Source organism: Rhodococcus ruitaii (assembly GCF_055230935.1).
Map to the genome: position 1 here is coordinate 73,051 of NZ_JBUYWC010000010.1, position 17,674 is coordinate 90,724.

The window sequence follows — 17,674 nt, forward strand, 5'->3', positions numbered from 1 at the left end:
AGGGTTTTTCCTCATGCATCTCAAGAGTCTGACACTGAAGGGCTTCAAGTCCTTCGCATCGTCGACGACTCTGCGCTTCGAGCCCGGCATCACCTGCGTCGTCGGACCCAACGGCTCGGGCAAGTCCAACGTGGTCGATGCTCTCACCTGGGTGATGGGAGAGCAGGGCGCCAAAGCGCTGCGCGGCGGGAAGATGCAGGACGTCATCTTCGCGGGTACCACAGGACGCCCGCCGCTCGGTCGCGCCGAGGTGACACTGACGATCGACAACTCGGACGGGGCACTCCCGATCGAGTACTCGGAGGTGTCCGTCACCAGACGCATGTTCCGCGACGGCGCCGGCGAGTACGAGATCAACGGCAATTCGTGTCGTCTGATGGATGTGCAGGAACTCCTCTCCGACTCCGGCATCGGACGTGAAATGCACGTGATCGTCGGGCAGGGGCGCCTCGCTGCGATCCTCGAGTCTCGCCCGGAAGACCGGCGATCCTTCATCGAAGAGGCCGCCGGGGTGCTCAAGCACCGCCGCCGCAAGGAGAAAGCGGTCCGCAAGCTCGACTCGATGCAGGCCAATCTCGCTCGGCTGACCGACCTCACGGCCGAATTGCGACGTCAGCTCAAACCGCTCGGGCGACAGGCCGAGGTCGCGCGCCGAGCTCAAACCGTTCAGGCAGACCTACGCGATGCGCGGCTACGCCTGGCTGCCGACGATCTCGTCACCCGTCGCGCCGAGTTCGTGGGTCAGGACGAGCAAGAACAAGTCCTTCGCGAGCGACTCGACCACATCAACGTGATGTTCGACGAGGCCACCGCCGATCTCGCCCGCCACGAACAGGCACTTGCGCAACTCACGCCGAGCGCTGAGGCGGCTTCCCAGATCTGGTTCCGGCTCTCGGCCCTCGCCGAACGCGTGTCCGCAACGGTGCGGATCGCGCAGGAACGCGCCCGCCACCTCGACGCGGAACCTGAGACCCGCGCCGGGCAGGACCCCGACGAGATGGAAGCACGCGCAGACCGGGTCGCGGCCGACGAAGCCGAATTGATCGAGGCAGTCGAGATCGCGCACGGCGCCCTCGACGCGGCAAAGGAACAACTCGCTGCGCAGGAGGAATATGCAGCAGCGGCCGAGCGGGCGCACCTGGCGGCGGTCCGTGCGATCGCCGACCGCCGCGAGGGGCTCGCTCGCCTCACCGGCCAGGTCGATACCGTCCGGACCCGCATGGAATCCAGCGACGGCGAGATCGCCCGCCTCACGGTGGCGATCGAAGAGGCCCGCCGCCGCGGAATCGACGCGCAGGCCGAGTTCGAAACCGCACAGGGCCGCATCGATGATCTCGACGCGGGAGAGATCGATGCCGATGCTCAGCACGAGCGGGCTGTCGAGGCCGCACGCATCGCCGACGAACGAGTCGAAGAACTCCAGAACGCCGAACGCGCCGCCGGTAAGGAGGTCGCGTCGCTCGGAGCGCGCATCGACGCGCTGTCGATGGGACTGGAGCGCAAGGACGGCGCCGCGTGGCTGCTCGAACACCACGCGGACTCCGGTGTGCTGGGTCCGCTCGCAGATCGGCTTCGCGTCGAACCCGGTTTCGAGGCGGCAGTCGCTGCTGCACTCGGACCCGCCTCCGATGCGCTGGCCGTGACGTCGGTGGCTGCGGCGAACTCGCTGGCCACCGCGCTCGCCGACGCCGACCAGGGCCGCGTCGCGTTCCTCGCGCTCGGGGCGGACGCGCCCGCCGAATCCGGGTCGCTGCCCGCCGACGCCCGGTGGGTGCGCGACGTGGTCCAATGCCCCGACGATCTGCGCGGGGGTCTCGGCGCTGTCCTCGCCGGAATCGTGGTGGTCGACGACCTCACAGCGGCCGCAAGGGTGTGCTCGCAGCGACCGGATCTGCGGGCGGTCACCCGCCGCGGCGATCTCACCGGCTCCGGATGGGTCGTCGGAGGCTCCGACCGGGCGCCGAGCACACTCGAGATCCAGGCGGCGATCGATTCCTCGCGCGAGGGGCTCGAGGCCGCGGAACACCGCTCGGAAGAACTGGCCGCAGCGCTGACGGGTGCCGCAGAGGAACAGAAGGCGCGTGCCGAGCACGTCGAACAAGCGCTCGCGGCGCTCAACGAATCCGACGCGGCGATGTCGGCGGTCTACGAACAACTCGGGCGTCTCGGTCAGGCTGCTCGCAACGCCCATGCCGAATCCGAACGGCTCGTCACGCAGCGCACGGCAGCGGAGAACGGACGCGACGCGGCCCGGGACACGCTCGTCGAACTCGAGGAGCGGTTGCGGCTGGCGGAGGACGAGCAGGACGGTAGCGGGGACGGTGCCGGCACCGAATCGACCGCCGCCGAGCGGGAGATGGCCGCGGCAGCTCTCGCCGAGGTGCGCGCCGTCGAGGTGGAGGCCAGACTTGCCGCGCGCACCGCGGAGGAACGCGCCGAGTCGCTGCGCGGTAAAGCCGACTCGCTACGCCGCGCGGCACAGGCCGAACGCGAAACCCGGGCCCGTGCTGAGCGCGCTCGTGCCATCCGTCGGCGGGCAGCCGCAGTGGCCGCGGCGGTCGCGGCGGCCGGTGCCCGCGTGACCAGCGAACTCGAGACCACGGTTGCTGCCGCGCACACGCACCGCGAAGAACTCACCCGCCGCCGCACCGAATGCGCCGAGCAACTCGACCGGGCCAGGGGGCTCGTCCGCGAGTTCTCCACCCAGCGCGACCAGCTCACCGACGCCGTGCACCGAGACGAAGTGGCACGGGCGCAGGCTGCGCTGCGGATCGAACAGCTCGAGCAGACGATTCTCGAGCAGTTCGGCATCGCGCTCGACGACCTCGTCGCCGAATACGGCCCCGATGTACCACTCCCGCCGACCGACCTCGAGATCGCCGAGTACGAACAGGCACGCGAGCGCGGCGAACAGGTGGTGGCCCCGCAGCCTCAGCCGTACGATCGCGCGACCCAGGAGCGCCGCGCCAAGCGCGCACAGAAGGATCTCTCGACGCTCGGCAAGGTCAATCCGCTCGCGCTCGAGGAGTTCGCTGCCCTCGAAGAGCGGTACAACTTTCTCTCGACGCAACTCGAGGACGTCAAGAACGCCCGCAAGGATCTGCTGGCCGTCGTCGAGGAGGTCGACGCGCGGATCCTCCAGGTATTCACCGAGGCATACGCCGACGTCGAGCGCGAGTTCGAGCAGGTGTTCGCGAAGTTGTTTCCCGGTGGTGAAGGCCGGCTCGTGCTCACCGACCCGAAAGACATGCTCACCACGGGTATCGAGGTGGAGGCCAGGCCCCCCGGTAAGAAGGTCAAGCGGTTGTCGCTGCTGTCCGGTGGCGAGAAATCACTGACAGCAGTCGCGATGCTCGTGGCGATCTTCCGGGCCAGGCCGTCACCCTTCTACGTGATGGACGAGGTCGAGGCGGCCCTCGACGACACGAACCTACGGCGCCTGATCGGTCTGTTCGAACAGTTGCGGGAAAAGTCGCAGTTGATCGTGATCACCCACCAGAAACCGACGATGGAGATTGCCGACGCGCTCTACGGCGTCAGCATGCGCGGCGACGGAATCACTCAGGTGATCTCGCAGCGGCTGCGCGGTCAGAACGTTGCCGCCCCGGTTCCGGTCGCCGAGTAGGGCGGGCCTCCCGTCCTGGAAGACCCGCCCTGAGGTGGTCACTCGGCGAGGCGTGCCAGATTGGGGAAGCCGGTCAGGTCCCAACCGCCGTCGACCAGGAGACTTGCGCCGGTGACGTAGCTCGCGTCGTCGCTCGCGAGATACAGGCACGGTCCGGCGATCTCTTCGGGCGTCGCGGGGCGTGCCGTCGGGATGTGCTCGAGGAACATCGCGCGTGCCGGTTCGTACGCGAGGACCGGTGCGATCAGCGGGGTCTCGACCAGGCCGGGGAGCACCGTGTTGACCCGGATCCGGTCGGGTGCGAGTTCGAGCGCGGCCGTCCTGCTGAACATGAGCACACCGGCCTTGCCCGTCGAGTACGCGCTGCCACCCGGCTGGGGCACGACGGCGTTGAACGACGACACGTTCACGATCGCGCCGCCTCGCCCACCCGCCCGGATGTGCCGGGCCTCGTGCTTGGTGCACAGGAAGACACCCTTCTGCACCAGGTCGATGGTGAAGTCCCAGTCGGCCTCGTCGAGGTCGACGACCGCACCGATGCGGGCGGAGCCCGCGACGTTGAAGGCGACGTCGATTCGGCCGAACTTCTCGGACGCGGAGTCGAGTGCGGCCGCGACCTCGGACTCGACGGTCACGTCGGTGGGTGCGGCGAGGAAGGTGTCGCCGACCTCCGAGGCCATCTCCTCGAGGGCATCCTTGGTGATGTCGAGACCGACGACGTTCGCGCCCTCGGTCAGCAGTCGCCGCGTGATCGCCGCGCCGATACCGGAAGCTGCGCCGGTGACCACCGCGGTCCGGCCTGCAAATCTGTCTTCGCTCATCTGGATAGCTCCAATTGGTCAGGGGGTGAAGGGATGACGAATGGGGTCGACGTGGTCGCCGCAGCGTCGTCGGTGCGGACCATTACATCACCGCCCCGAATGCGACGCGCAGGTAGGCATCGGCGCGGTCGGATCCGATCAGCCCGGGACCCATCTTGTTCATCGCGTACGCGAACGTGATCCCGCGGTCGAGGTCGTTGACGACGAACGAGCCGCCGATCCCGGCCCACCAGCACACCTTGCCGTCCGGGACGGCAGGTGCGGTCTGTGCGTGCGGCAGCCCGTAGCCGATCCCGAACCGCAGCGGCGTCAGAATCGCCAGGTCGACCCCGTCGGCCTGCTCCCGGAAGATCGCGTCGACGGTGTCCGGTGACAACCAGGTCCTTCCGTCCACCACGCCGCTGCCGGAGACGATCGACTGCAGTCGGGCGATGGATCGGGCGTTGCCGTGTCCGTTGGCCGCACCGATCTCGGCTTGCCGCCACTGCGGGTCGGCGGTGCGCTGGTAGTCGAGCAGCGGGGAGGTGACCGTCTTGACGAGGATGCTGTCCTGGTCGAGGGTGGCTAGGTCGAATTCCAGCACCGGTGGCGGCACGAGCGGAGCGATCCGATCGAAATGTGCGGGGTCCGTGCCGATGTGGAAGTCGGCGCCCAGCGGCCGTGCCAACTCCTCGGCGAAGAACCGGCCCAGGCTGCGGCCGTCGACCCGGCGGATCACCTCACCGATGAGGTGGCCGTAGGTGAGGGCGTGATACCCGGACGCGGTGCCCGGCTCCCACCACGGTGACTGTGAGGCGAGCCTGGCCGCCGCGGCCTCGTGGTCGTAGATGTCGGCGAGTCCGATCGGGCGTTCCCAGCCCGAGACCCCGGACGTGTGCGCGAGCAGATGCCGAACCTCGATGTCCCCCTTGCCGTTCGAGCCGAATTCCGGCCAGTAGTACGCGACCTTCTCGTCGAGGTCCAACTGTCCGCGGTCGACGAGGAGCAGTGCGGACAGGGCTGTCATCGTCTTCGTGATCGAGAAGACGTTCACGATGGTGTCCCGATCCCACTCGGAGGTCCGTTCGGTGTCGGTGTGTCCGCCCCAGATGTCGACGACGGTTTCGCCGTCGATCGTCATGCAGATCGACGCCCCGAGTTCCTCCCCGGCGGCGAGCTGCTGTCCGAGTGCCTCGCGAACCGGCTCGAAGCCCTCTGCGCAGGATCCGTGTGTCTGTGTCATCGAATGGTCTCCTCCGGCGTTCCGTGGATCAGGCGTTCTGCAGGGCACGGGCGGGGACGGGCAGTGCGTGCTGCGCGCCGCGGGCACGTTTGCCGCCGTTGTCGAGTTCCTTCTTCAGATTGCGGACATAGGGATCGAATTCGCACTGGATGGTGTGCCGCGGCGAAGCGTAGAAATGGCCGAGGTAGTACTTCTCGTCGTCGGCGATGACGGTCTGCATCTCGCTCGGTGACGGGGGAAGGTACTTCCCCGAGAGGTAGGCCGCGACGAGCTTGCTCTGCTGCTCGGCGAAGTTCACCAGGGTCGGCATCGGCTGCGCGAGACCCATGAAGAAGAGGTTGTCGATACCGGGCTTCATCATCCGCTTGAACAGCGGGAACCGGTTCGTGCTGTCGGGCAACAGGTTCGGATCGGTGAAGAACGGGAAGCTGATGTGGTAGCCGGTCGCGCAGATGATCACGTCGACGTCGAGGACGCTGCCGTCGGTGAACCGGACTTGCGTGCCTTCCAGCGCCGCGATGGCCGGCTTGAACGCGATGTCGCCCGAGCCCGCCTTGCCGAGGAACTCGCCGCTCGCGGACGGGTGCGCCTCGAACGGCTTGTGGTCGGGCGTGGGCAGGCCGTAGCCCTCCATCGTGCCGATGTTCTTGTTCAGGAAGCGGCGTTGAAGCGCCAGGCCCAGCGAACGGGGCATCCAGGCCGGCATCGACATCTTGTCGCCGGCCTTGCCCTTGAGGTACTTCGGCAGCACCCAGACTCCGCGGCGGGCGGACACGGTCAGCGTCTTGGCGAGGAAACGCTGCGAGAGTTCGGACGCGATGTCGAGGCCTGAGTTGCCCATGCCGACGACCACGACGTTCTTGCCACGCATGTCGATCGGATCGAACGGGTCGTTGTACTCGTGGCTGTGCATCAGCGTGCCGTCGAACTGCCCCGGATAGTCCGGGGTGCTCGGGTCCCAGTGGTGCCCGTTGCACACGATCAGTGCGTCGTAGGTGCGGGTCTCACCGGTGGACAGCGTCACGGTCCACAGTCCATCTGTGGCCCGCTCGGCATGGTCGACGGAGGTGTCGAACGTGATGGTGTCCCGCAGCCCGAAATGGTCGACGTAGTCCTTGAAGTACTGGAACAGCAGCGAGTGGTGCGGAAAGTCCGGCCAGTCGGCGGGAACCGGGTAGTCCTCGAACGCGAGACGCCACTTGGACGTGTCGATGTGCAAGCTCTGATAGCAGGCGGACATCCCGTTGGGGTTCTTGTAGTACCAGGTGCCGCCGACCTCGTCGGAGGCTTCGAAGCAGTCGTACGGAATGCCGTATTCCTTCAGGCGCTTTGCCGTGGTGATTCCGGAGGGGCCTGCGCCGATGATGCAGACGCGGGGCAGGGTGGTGTGGTCCACGTGGATTCGTCTCTCTGCGAGTGGCGGGGAACTCGTGCCCGTGTCCGTCGATTCGGGGAAGGCAGGAGCAGGGGGTTGTTGCGGCGTGTGGGACATGTGATCTGTGCCATAGGATAATGTTAGATGACACACTGTCAAGTGAAACGACGAATGTCTAGTGAATGACGCATCGATTGGTTACAGGCGGAAGGTAACCTGCTGACATGGCGGAGACGGTAGGCAAGCCCCGCAAACGGAACGGCACCTTGCGGGACGAGCAGAAGCGAGCCACCCGGGCTCGACTCGTCGAGTCCGCACGCACCCAATTCGGTTCTCGCGGATACGCGGCGGTCACCGTCGACGACATCGCCACCGACGTCGGATGCAGCCGGGCGACGTTCTACCTGCACTTCCCGACCAAGGTCGACGTGTTGCGCGCGCTGACCGACGAGGACATGGCGCCGAACCCGTCGACCGTCTACCGAGACCTCGATAGCGTGCTCGCGACACTTTCACGTGCCGAGTTCACCGACTGGATCAACCGCGCCATCGGCTGGTTCCAGCAGCACAAGGGAATGCTGCAGGCATGGGACGAAGCAGCCGTCCTCGAACCCGACATCCGCGCGATCACACGCGAAGGACTCCTCGCACTCCCGAACGAGATGCCCACCTACCTCGGGCGCTGGCCCGAGGACCGGCAGAGTGAGGCCCGCCTTCGCATCGAGCTCCTGCTCACTCACATCGAACGGTTCTTCATCCGCTGGGCGATTCAGGGCACGATCGACGTCAGCGCCGAGCAGGCCGCAGACGTCCTGGCGGACATCTGGTTTCCGGCGCTGTCCGCACCCGAGCCGCCGCGCTGACCATCGGTGGTCGCGCCCTGATCGGGATTCGCGATGCGGCCTGAGAAGATGAGGCGGTGACTACCGAAGCTTGGATTGCCATTGCGGCCGTACTGGCCGTCCTCGTCGTAGCCCTTGTCGTCGGCGCGGTGTTGTACCGACGACGGCAGGTCAGCATCACCCCGAAGACAGAACAGCTCGAAGAGCTGGAGGAAAAGAAGGACAGATCCGGGGGCTACAAGTCTGCCGGCGGATTCAGCTTCAGCGAGGGGGCGGCGGCCACTGCGCCGCCGAAGCCGACGCCGCAGCCTGCCGAACCGAAGATCGTCGAAAAGCCGATCGTTGAACCCCCGGTGGCCGAACCCCCGGTGGTCGAGAAGCCGGTCGTGGAGCCGCCCGTCTCCGAACCCGACGCGACCGAGCCCGAGACGACCGAGCCCGAGGCGACCGAGCCCGAGGTAGCTGAGGAACCGGTCGACCTCTCCGCGACAGTCGAGGCACCGATCTCCCCCGAGGACACGACGGTCGCCGAGTCTGAGCGTGCACCCGAACCACAGGTGGAGCCGTCTGCGACGATCGAAGCCCCGGTTGCGCCGGAACCCGTTGCCGAGCCCAAGCCTGTCGTCGAGCCCGAGCCTGTCGCCGAGCCCGAAGTCGAGCCCGAGCCAGAAATCGAGGCTCCCTCGGCGCCGGCTATCGAGGAGATCGAGCCGACAGCGGGTCGGCTCGTCCGTCTCCGGGGCCGCCTGGCTCGTTCGCAGAACGCTGTCGGCAAGAGCTTGCTCGGCCTGCTCGGTGGCGGAGATCTGGACGAGGATTCGTGGGAGGAGATCGAGGACACCCTCCTGATCGCCGACCTCGGTTCCGCCACCACCACGAAGATCGTCGATCGGTTGCGAAAGGAGATGGCAGCGAGCAACGTCCGGTCCGAGTCCGACGCGCGCGCGGTGCTTCGCACGGTGCTCGTCGATGAACTGAGGCCCGACCTCGACCGCTCCATCCGCGCTCTGCCGCACAACAACCTCCCGTCGGTGCTGCTCGTCGTCGGTGTCAACGGAACGGGTAAGACGACCACGACCGGCAAGCTCGCTCGTGTGCTGGTCGGCGACGGACGTCGAGTCCTGCTCGGCGCGGCCGACACCTTCCGTGCGGCTGCGGCCGACCAGCTGCAGACCTGGGCCGAGCGTGTGGGTGCCGAGGTGGTCCGGGGCAAAGAAGCCGCCGATCCCGCGGCCGTCGCATTCGACGCCGTCGCGAAGGGCATCGACAACGGGGTCGACGCAGTTCTCGTCGACACCGCAGGTCGACTGCACACGAAAACCGGCCTGATGGACGAGCTGGGCAAGGTCAAGCGCGTGGTCGAGAAGAGGGCTGCCGTCGACGAGGTGCTGCTGGTGCTCGACGCCACGATCGGACAGAACGGGCTCATGCAGGCCCGAGTGTTCGCCGAGGTCGTCGACATCACCGGTGTGGTGCTGACGAAGCTGGATGGCACTGCCAAAGGTGGAATCGTCTTCCAGGTGCAGCACGAGCTCGGCGTTCCGGTGAAACTGGTCGGCCTGGGTGAGGGTGCGGACGACCTGGCCCCATTCGAACCGGGTGCGTTCGTCGACGCGCTGTTGGGCTGACACCGCCGCGCGATCAACTCGAGGCCGCTTCCGCTACTGGCGGAGGCGGTCTTGTTCTCTGCCGATGTGGTCCGAGCGTGAAACATGAACGAAACACGGTCCGTTCACGCGTTCACGCCGACGAAACAGGACGGCGCTGCTGCCGAAACATCTCCGCAGGAAGCTTTCCCCAACGACGCGCTCGACGGCGCGGACAACTGGGAGGTGTGCAAGTGGAGGTTGTGGTGAACACCGGCGACGCCGCATGGATGCTCATGGCGGCATCGCTCGTGCTGCTGATGACACCGGGACTGGCGTTTTTCTACGGCGGCATGTCACGCGCCAAGTCGGTCCTGAACATGATGATGATGTCGTTCGGCGCGATGGCGTTGATCGGCGTGATCTATGTGCTGTGGGGCTGGTCGATGTCGTACGGCACCGAGAGTGTCGGCGGTATCTTCGCGAATCCGTTCGAGCTGTTCGGTCTGCAGGGCGCCATCTACGATGACGAAGGCGGATTCCTGCCGGGTATCGGCAACTACCCGCAGATCATCGACATCGGATTCCAGGTCACGTTCGCGATCATCACCACTGCACTGATCAGCGGTGCGCTCGCCGAGCGTGTGAAGTTCGGCACGTGGATGGTGTTCGTCGGCATCTGGGTGACCCTTGCGTACTTCCCGCTCGCCCACATGGTGTGGGGCGGCGGCCTGCTCTCGGGCTCCGAGGACAGCATCGCGGCAATGCTCTTCGGCACCGTCGACGACGGTGAAGGCGGACTCACCGCCGCGGTCCACCCGATCGACTTCGCAGGTGGCACAGTGGTTCACATCAATGCGGGCATCGCCGCGCTGGTCCTGGTACTCATCATCGGCAAGCGCACGGGATTCGGCAAGATCGCGTTCCGTCCGCACAATCTTCCGTTCGTGATGCTCGGTGCAGCGCTGCTGTGGTTCGGCTGGTTCGGGTTCAACGGTGGATCCGCGTTCGCTGCCGACGGTGTCGCCGGTCTTGCTTGGCTCAACACCACCGTGGCCACCGCCGCTGCGATCCTCGGCTGGCTCGCCACCGAACGTATCCGTGACGGTAAGGCCACCAGCCTCGGCGCCGCATCCGGTGTCGTTGCCGGCCTGGTCGCCATCACGCCCGCTGCCGGTTCCCTCAGCCCCGTCGGATCCATCATTCTCGGTGTTGTCGCGGGTATTCTCTCGGCACTCGCGGTCGGCCTGAAGTACAAGTTCGGCTACGACGATTCGCTCGATGTCGTGGGTGTGCACCTGGTGTCCGGTCTGTGGGGCACCGTCGCCATCGGCCTTCTCGCCACCGAGACCGGCCTGTTCTACGGCGGCGACTACAAGCAGCTCGTCATCCAGATCGTGATCGCCCTGGTCGCCGTGGTGTTCACCGCTGTGGTCACCGCTGTGATCGTCTTCGCGCTCAAGCCCCTCGGTTGGCGGGTCAGCCCTGAGGACGAAGCTCGCGGAATCGACGAGACCGAACACGCGGAGACCGCTTACGACTTCGTCACGGCACTCAAGTGACACTTCACGTCGTCGCTGAAGTAGCACGTCACCTCGTCACCGAGGTGGAAAGTGGACGAAGATAGCGGGCAAGGTTATGCGGACACCACGACAACGTCCGGTGGGCACCGGGAAGGGATGAGAAATGAAGCTGATCACGGCAATCGTGAAACCGTTCACGCTCGAGGACGTCAAGGGAGGCCTCGAACAGGCCGGTGTGCTCGGAATGACCGTGAGCGAGGTGCAGGGCTACGGCCGCCAGAAGGGGCACACCGAGGTGTACCGCGGAGCCGAGTACTCGGTCGATTTCGTGCCGAAGGTGCGCGTCGAGGTCGTCGTCGACGACTCCGTGGTGGACAAGGTGGTCGACACGATCGTCGAAGCCGCCCGTACCGGCAAGATCGGTGACGGCAAGGTATGGGTCACCCCGGTGGAGTCGGTGATTCGAGTCCGCACCGGAGAACGAGGTACGGATGCACTCTGACCCTCACGGGTCGGAGACCCGAGGCCCAGGACGCGCCGCTCACGCGGCGGGTCGTGGGCCTTCGGTGTCTTCGGGCCCGAACACCGCGACCGACCTCTCGGCTGCCCGGGACGCACTCGTGCGCGGCGCCGGCGGCTCCGGCCGCACCCGCCGCCTCGACACCCGAGCCCTGCGCGACGCGCTCGTCGACCTGTTCGATTTCTGGTTGACGACAGAAAGTTCCGAACTCGGCATCAGACCGGACAGCGGGTTCGCGCTCGTCGCAGTCGGGGGACTCGGCCGTCGTGAGATGCTGCCGCACTCCGACGTCGACCTCATTCTGCTTCACGACAACATCGATCCCGCCACGGTGTCGTCGGTGGCGGACAGGTTGTGGTACCCGCTGTGGGATGCGCACATCCGACTCGATCACAGCGTCCGGACCGTCCCGCAGGCCCTGCAGGTCGCGTCCGGTGACCTCCCTGCCGCGCTCGGGATGCTCGAAGCCCGGCACATCGCCGGCGACCACGAACTGAGCAACCTGCTCATCGGTGGTGTGCGCAGACAGTGGCGTACCGGAATCCGGAACCGTTTCGACGAGCTGATCGAGATGACAGAAGCGCGGTGGGAGCGGTCCGGCCAGATCGCCCACCGAGCCGAACCCGATCTCAAGAGCGGTCGCGGAGGGTTGCGGGATGTGCAACTGCTCAACGCGTTGTCCGTCGCGCAGCTCACCGACGGCATGCCCGGCCTCGGCCCGGATGTCCCCGGGGGTGGTCTCGCGGCCGCGCATCGTCACCTGCTCGATGTTCGCACCGAACTGCACCGCGTCGCGGGTCGCGGCCGCGATCAACTGCAGGCTCAGGACGCCGACGAGATCGGCGCCGCACTGCGCATCGGCGACCGGTTCGACCTGGCGCGTCTGCTCACGGAGGCCGCGCGCACGATCAGCTACTCCGTGGAAGTCGGCGTCCGCACTGCGGGCAATTCCCTGCCGCGGACGGGTTTGTCGCGGCTGCGGCGCGGGCCGGTGCGGCGGCCCCTCGACGAAGGCGTCGTCGAGCATGGTGGCGAAGTGGCGCTGGCTCGCGACGCCCAGCCGGGCAAGGATGCGGGCCTGATCACCCGGGTAGCGGCCGCAGCAGCACGATCGGGGCTGCCGATCTCTGCGGCGACGTTGACCAGGCTGTCGGACCGCGCCCCGGAACTGCGGGAACCATGGCCGCGGCAGGCGCTCGACGACCTGATCGTGCTGCTCGCATCGGGTCCTGCTGCCGTCGACGTCGTGGAGGCCCTCGATCGCACGGGACTGTGGGGGCGTCTGCTGCCGGAGTGGGGAGCGGTACGCGACCTCCCACCGCGCGACGCCGTCCACATCTGGACAGTCGATCGGCATCTGGTGGAAACCGCGGTGCAGGCGAGTGCACTCACGACACGGGTATCCCGTCCGGATCTGCTGCTCCTCGGTGCACTCCTGCACGACATCGGCAAGGGTCGCGGCGGCGACCACAGTGTGGTCGGTGCCGAGGTCGCCGACCAGATCGGGACACGGATGGGCTTGTGGCCGTCCGATCTGTCCCTGCTCACCGCAATGGTGCGGTACCACCTGTTGCTGCCACACACGGCAACCCGACGCGACCTCGACGACCCGGCGACCGTCGCGTCGGTGGTCGACGCGCTGGGCGGCGACCCACTGCTCCTCGAACTACTGCACGCGCAAGCGGAAGCGGATTCGAAGGCCACCGGCCCCGGCGTGTGGGGAGACTGGAAAGCGTCGCTCATCCGGGAATTGGTCCGGCGCTGCCGCCTGATGATGGCGGGGGAGGACCTTCCGGCTCCGACTCCGATCGATCCGGAACTCGCGCAGCTGGCCGAGGCCGGTGCCGTGCACGTCTCGCTCGACCCGAGGCCCGACGGCCGCAGCTTCACGGTGACGGTGGTGGCGCCGGACGATCCCGGTGTGTTGTCCGACACCGCGGGAGTGCTCGCTCTGCACGGCTTGCGGGTGCAGTCCGCCTCCATCGGAAGCCACGCGGGAAGCACCGTCAACACGTTCAACGTCGTGCCACGATTCGGTGCGCCGCCCGCGGCCGGTCTGCTGCGGCAGGAATTCGTGCGCGCCCGATCCGGTGACCTGGATCTGCTCGCGGAACTCGAGGCGAAGGATCGCGCGGCGCGCGAGTCCGCACCGTCGGTCCGCCCCGAACGTGCGGTGCCCGGCATGTACTCACAGGCTCCGCCGCGCCTGATCTGGCTCGACACGACAGATCCGGGGCAGGTGGTGCTGGAGGTCAGGGCCGAAGACCGGATCGGGATGCTCTGCCGCCTCGCCGGCGTCTTCGAGGATCTCGGAGCCGATGTGCGGTGGGCGACAGTGACGACGATCGGATCGACCGTGGTCGACTCGTTCTGCGTCGACCTGTCCACGGCCGGGACCAGGGCGTCACGGGAACGGCTCGAGCAGGCATTGTCGGCGGTCCTTCCCACTCCTGAACCGAAGAAGCCCCCCGCTGTGTCGTGAGGTGACGTCGTGAGGCGACGTCGCGATCCGGGCGCCCTCGGCTGCGAGTGGATCGGAGCGGCTACCCTGGAGCGCAGCATTGTCCGTATTCTCGTCAGACCGCAGGAGCGCATTCGGTGTTCGAATCCCTTTCCGACAGGTTGACAGGGGTCCTCAAGGACCTGCGCGGCAAGGGGCGCCTGTCCGACGCGGACATCGACGCGACGTGCCGTGAGATCCGCCTCGCCCTCCTCGACGCCGACGTGGCGCTGCCCGTCGTGCGCACGTTCATCAAGAAGATCAAGGAACGGGCGAAGGGCGCCGAGGTCCACGGTGCGCTGAACCCGGCACAGCAGGTCGTCAAGATCGTCAACGACGAGCTCGTCGGGATCCTCGGTGGCGAGACCCGTCGGCTCCAGTTCGCGAAGACCCCCCCGACCGTGATCATGCTGGCCGGTCTGCAGGGTGCGGGCAAGACCACGCTCGCAGGCAAGCTCGCCAAGTGGCTCAAAGGCCAGGGGCATACCCCGATGCTGGTCGCGTGCGACCTCCAGCGTCCCGGCGCGGTCACGCAGTTGCAGGTCGTCGGTGAACGTGCCGGGGTGTCGGTGTTCGCCCCCCACCCGGGAACGTCGATCGGTGGTGGCGAGAACGAACTCGGTGTCACGGCCGCCGACCCGGTCGCGGTCGCGCAGCAGGGCATCGCGGAGGCCAGGAACAAGCAGTACGACGTGGTCATCGTCGACACCGCCGGGCGTCTCGGTATCGACCAGGAGCTGATGGCGCAGGCCGCAGGAATCCGCGACGCCGTCCAACCCGACGAGACCCTGTTCGTCCTCGACGCGATGATCGGTCAGGATGCCGTGAGCACCGCCGAGGCATTCCGTGAAGGCGTCGGCTTCACGGGTGTCGTGCTCACCAAGCTCGACGGCGACGCACGTGGCGGCGCGGCGCTCAGCGTCCGAGAGCTGACCGGTGAGCCGATCCTGTTCGCGTCCACCGGCGAGAAGCTCGAGGACTTCGACGTCTTCCACCCCGAGCGCATGGCCAGCCGGATCCTCGGCATGGGCGATGTGCTCACCCTGATCGAGCAGGCGGAGCAGCACTTCGACGCCACACAGGCCGAGGCGACCGCCGCCAAGATCGGCAGCGGTGAGCTCACCCTCGAGGACTTCCTCGAACAGATGATGGCCGTGCGCAAGATGGGCCCCATCGCGAACCTGCTCGGTATGCTTCCTGGCGCGGGCCAGATGAAGGACGCGCTCGCGGGCGTCGATGAGAAGCAACTCGACCGGATCCAGGCGATCATCCGCGGCATGACCCCGGCGGAACGCGCCAACCCCAAGATCATCAACGGCTCCCGACGGCTGCGTATCGCCAACGGTTCCGGTGTGAAGGTCTCCGACGTCAACCAACTTGTCGACCGCTTCTTCGAAGCGCGGAAGATGATGTCCGCGATGGCCGGTCAGATGGGCATGCCCGGCAGCCGGCGCAACCAACGTTCGAAGAAGGGCAAGAAGGGGAAGAAGGGTGGCCGCGGGCCCACTCCGCCGAAGGTGCGGGGTGGTCTTCCCGGCGGCATGCCTGCCGGGTTCCCGGGGCTCGGCGCGGGGATGCCCGACCTGTCCAACATGCCGAAGGGCCTCGACGAACTGCCGCCCGGCCTCGAAGGATTCGACCTGTCGAAGCTGAAGTTCCCCAAGAACTAGGACGCATTCGCGAGAACAGGAGATCCGGTCGTGGTCGGGGTCGGTGCTACAGGTCCGTTCTGCGTGCGCGGCAGGACTCTGCCGGATGGTAACCCGGTCGATTTGTGGATCGGCGCCGACGGCGAGTTCTCCCGCGAGCCGATCCCGGGGGCCGAGGTGCTCTCGACCGGCGGTTGGGTGCTCCCAGGTCTCGTCGACGCGCACTGCCACGTCGGCATCAGATTCGGCGGGGGAGTCGAGGACGAAGCGGGTTCCCTCTCGCAGGCGGTGATCGAACGCGACGCAGGCGTGCTGCTTCTGCGCGACGCCGGATCCCCCGTCGACACACGCGCTTTCGACGGTTGCCCCGACCTGCCGACGATCATCCGGGCAGGGCGGCACATCGCCCTGCCGAAACGCTACATCCGCGGTCTGCCCGTCGACCTCGAGGACGAGTCGAAACTGCCCGACGAGGTCGTGCGGCAAGCCCGCGCCGGCGACGGTTGGGTCAAACTCGTCGGCGACTGGATCGACCGGAAGGCCGGCGACCTCGCGCCCCTGTGGAGCGACGCGATCCTCGCCGAGGCGATCGCCGCAGCGCACCGGGAAGGTGCGCGCGTCACGGCACACGTGTTCGGTGAGGACGCACTGCCCGGATTGCTGGCCGCCGGAATCGACTGCATCGAACACGGCACAGGCCTGACCGACGACACGATCGCGACGATGGCGGCGAACGGCACCGCGCTGGTCCCGACCTTGATCAACATCGAGAACTTCCCCGGCATCGCCGACTCGGCCGCACGCTTCCCGGTGTACGCCGCGCACATGCGCGACCTGCACGCGCGTGTCGCCGAGACCATCGGCGCCGCCCACGACGCCGGCATCCCGATCTACGCGGGTACCGATGCGGGCGGGCAGGTGCAGCACGGCCGGATCGCCGACGAGATCGCAGCGCTCGGCAAGGTCGGCCTCGACGCGGACGAGGCCTTCGCTGCGGCGAGTTGGGCGGCACGCACGTGGCTCGGCCACCCGAATCTCGAGCCGGGCACCCCCGCCGACCTGATCGTCTACGCGGACGACCCCCGCATCGATCCGGGTTCGGCCCGTCCCGGCCTGGTGGTTCGACGTGGCGTCGTTGTCGCGAACTCCGCCTGACCGTCGATTTCCGGTCCGGTTCGCATATCTGGCAGAATGGACCGCTGTCGTCGCATCCGGTTCCGTACCGCGCGGCGGTCACAGGTTAGAGGCAAAACCGGGCGTGCCAATCGGGCGCGTCGTCCGAATTGCACGTGACATGCGCGCCCCGGCGCGCGAAGGAGAACGCAGCAGTGTCTGTCAAGATCAAGCTCACCCGTCTCGGTAAGATCCGCAACCCGCAGTACCGCGTTGTCGTCGCCGATTCACGCACCCGTCGTAACGGCCGTGCGATCGAGACCATCGGCCGGTACCAGCCGAAGGAAGAGCCGTCGTTCATCGAGATCGATTCGGAGCGCGCACAGTACTGGCTGAGCGTCGGTGCCCAGCCCACCGAGCCGGTTCTCAACCTCCTCAAGATCACTGGCGACTGGCAGAAGTTCAAGGGCCTGCCGGGCGCCGAGGGCACCCTGAAGAAGGCAGAGCCCAAGCCGACCAAGCTCGAGCTGTTCCAGGCCGCTCTCGCGCAGGCCGAGAACGCACCTGCGACAGAGGCGATCACACCCAAGAAGAAGAAGGCCGCCAAGGAAGAGGCCTCCGAGGCAGCTGAGTCCACCGAGGCTGCCGAGTAATGAGCGCCGTGGTGGCAGATGCGGTCGAGCATCTCGTCCGTGGCATCGTCGCGAATCCCGATGATGTGCGCGTCGATCTCATCACCGGGCGCCGTGGCCGCACCGTCGAGGTTCACGTCAATCCCGACGACCTCGGTAAAGTGATCGGTCGCGGTGGGCGTACTGCGACGGCACTGCGAACTCTCGTCACCGGAATCGGTGGCCGAGGAATCCGCGTCGACGTCGTCGACACCGACCGCTAGGCG

14 protein-coding genes are annotated in these 17,674 nt (G+C 67.1%); 11 read left to right on the plus strand and 3 right to left on the minus strand.

Features of this window, described 5'->3' with window-relative positions:
- The first annotated feature begins 13 nt into the window (after positions 1 to 13).
- Complete coding sequence (gene smc, locus ACZI8W_RS14495) at positions 14 to 3,625, plus strand: chromosome segregation protein SMC (protein ID WP_463369194.1); 3,612 nt, start codon at positions 14 to 16, stop codon at positions 3,623 to 3,625.
- Positions 3,626 to 3,663: 38 nt separating this feature from the next.
- Here the strand turns inward: smc and ACZI8W_RS14500 are convergent, their stop codons facing one another.
- The 3 genes from ACZI8W_RS14500 to ACZI8W_RS14510 all read right to left on the minus strand — a co-directional run bounded on the left by ACZI8W_RS14500 (position 3,664) and on the right by ACZI8W_RS14510 (position 7,064).
- A complete protein-coding gene (locus tag ACZI8W_RS14500) occupies positions 3,664 to 4,446 on the minus strand; it encodes an SDR family NAD(P)-dependent oxidoreductase (RefSeq protein ID WP_463369195.1) in 783 nt (260 codons plus the stop codon).
- An 82-nt stretch (positions 4,447 to 4,528) separates the two neighbouring features.
- Entirely contained in the window at positions 4,529 to 5,668 is a 1,140-nt protein-coding gene (locus ACZI8W_RS14505; protein ID WP_463369196.1) for a serine hydrolase domain-containing protein, read from the minus strand.
- Positions 5,669 to 5,696: 28 nt separating this feature from the next.
- Positions 5,697 to 7,064: a flavin-containing monooxygenase gene (locus ACZI8W_RS14510; protein ID WP_463369197.1), complete on the minus strand. Its 1,368-nt coding sequence runs from the start codon at positions 7,062 to 7,064 to the stop codon at positions 5,697 to 5,699.
- A 203-nt stretch (positions 7,065 to 7,267) separates the two neighbouring features.
- On the opposite strand from ACZI8W_RS14510, the gene ACZI8W_RS14515 reads away from it, so the two are divergent.
- The 10 genes from ACZI8W_RS14515 to ACZI8W_RS14560 all read left to right on the plus strand — a co-directional run bounded on the left by ACZI8W_RS14515 (position 7,268) and on the right by ACZI8W_RS14560 (position 17,671).
- Positions 7,268 to 7,906, plus strand: a complete 639-nt coding sequence (locus ACZI8W_RS14515; protein WP_463369198.1) for a TetR/AcrR family transcriptional regulator — start codon at positions 7,268 to 7,270, stop codon at positions 7,904 to 7,906.
- 56 nt (positions 7,907 to 7,962) lie between these two features.
- Positions 7,963 to 9,513 carry a signal recognition particle-docking protein FtsY gene (gene ftsY / locus ACZI8W_RS14520; RefSeq protein ID WP_463369199.1) on the plus strand — a complete coding sequence of 517 codons (1,551 nt, stop codon included), beginning with the start codon at positions 7,963 to 7,965 and terminating at the stop codon, positions 9,511 to 9,513.
- Between the two features lie 84 nt (positions 9,514 to 9,597).
- The gene (locus tag ACZI8W_RS14525) at positions 9,598 to 9,741 is read left to right on the plus strand and encodes a hypothetical protein (protein ID WP_463369200.1); all 144 of its coding nucleotides are present in this window, start codon (positions 9,598 to 9,600) and stop codon (positions 9,739 to 9,741) included.
- Positions 9,726 to 11,033, plus strand: a complete 1,308-nt coding sequence (locus tag ACZI8W_RS14530) for an ammonium transporter (protein ID WP_463369201.1) — start codon at positions 9,726 to 9,728, stop codon at positions 11,031 to 11,033. Before ACZI8W_RS14525 ends, ACZI8W_RS14530 begins: the two co-directional genes overlap by 16 nt.
- A 124-nt stretch (positions 11,034 to 11,157) precedes the next feature.
- A complete protein-coding gene (locus tag ACZI8W_RS14535; RefSeq protein ID WP_463369202.1) occupies positions 11,158 to 11,496 on the plus strand; it encodes a P-II family nitrogen regulator in 339 nt (112 codons plus the stop codon).
- Entirely contained in the window at positions 11,486 to 13,996 is a 2,511-nt protein-coding gene (locus ACZI8W_RS14540; protein WP_463369203.1) for a [protein-PII] uridylyltransferase, read from the plus strand. The genes ACZI8W_RS14535 and ACZI8W_RS14540 overlap by 11 nt, the downstream gene beginning before the upstream one ends.
- A gap of 116 nt (positions 13,997 to 14,112) precedes the next feature.
- On the plus strand, positions 14,113 to 15,684 hold the full coding sequence (ffh, locus tag ACZI8W_RS14545) for a signal recognition particle protein (protein ID WP_463369204.1): 1,572 nt from the start codon (positions 14,113 to 14,115) through the stop codon (positions 15,682 to 15,684).
- A gap of 63 nt (positions 15,685 to 15,747) precedes the next feature.
- Complete coding sequence (locus ACZI8W_RS14550; RefSeq protein WP_463369205.1) at positions 15,748 to 16,818, plus strand: amidohydrolase family protein; 1,071 nt, start codon at positions 15,748 to 15,750, stop codon at positions 16,816 to 16,818.
- Positions 16,819 to 16,991: 173 nt separating this feature from the next.
- Positions 16,992 to 17,429 (plus strand): 30S ribosomal protein S16, encoded by a 438-nt coding sequence (gene rpsP, locus ACZI8W_RS14555; protein WP_463369206.1) that lies wholly within the window; start codon positions 16,992 to 16,994, stop codon positions 17,427 to 17,429.
- Positions 17,429 to 17,671 (plus strand): RNA-binding protein, encoded by a 243-nt coding sequence (locus ACZI8W_RS14560; protein WP_463369207.1) that lies wholly within the window; start codon positions 17,429 to 17,431, stop codon positions 17,669 to 17,671. The genes rpsP and ACZI8W_RS14560 overlap by 1 nt, the downstream gene beginning before the upstream one ends.
- Positions 17,672 to 17,674: the final 3 nt, after the last annotated feature.